Source organism: Actinoplanes sp. DH11 (assembly GCF_020873875.1).
Classification (GTDB): Bacteria; Actinomycetota; Actinomycetes; order Mycobacteriales; family Micromonosporaceae; genus Actinoplanes.
The window spans coordinates 1-310 of record NZ_JAHWGU010000205.1; the positions used below are offsets into that span (position 1 = coordinate 1).

Here is a 310-nt window from a genome sequence, read left to right on the forward strand (position 1 = left end):
GGAGGCGTTGACGCCGGAGCGGTTGGATGCGGTGTTGGCGGTGAAGGCGGATGCTGCGTGGTTTTTGCATGAGGCGACGGCGCATTTGGATTTGAAGTTGTTTGTGTTGTTTTCGTCGGTGGCTGGGTTGTTGGGTACTGCGGGGCAGGCGAATTATGCGGCGGGTAATGCGTATTTGGATGCGTTGGCTGAGTTTCGGCGGGCGCGGGGTTTGGTGGGGTTGTCGTTGGCGTGGGGTGCGTGGGATGTCGGTATGGCGGGTGTGGTGGAGCGGCGTCGGATGGCGCGGGCTGGTTTTCCGGCGTTGTCG

The 310-nt window shown here is 61.9% G+C and carries 1 protein-coding gene; it reads left to right on the forward strand.

The features are described from left to right. Positions 1-310, forward strand: a 310-nt coding sequence (locus tag LPA41_RS41445) for a KR domain-containing protein (protein ID WP_229076999.1), incomplete at both ends; no start/stop codon positions are given.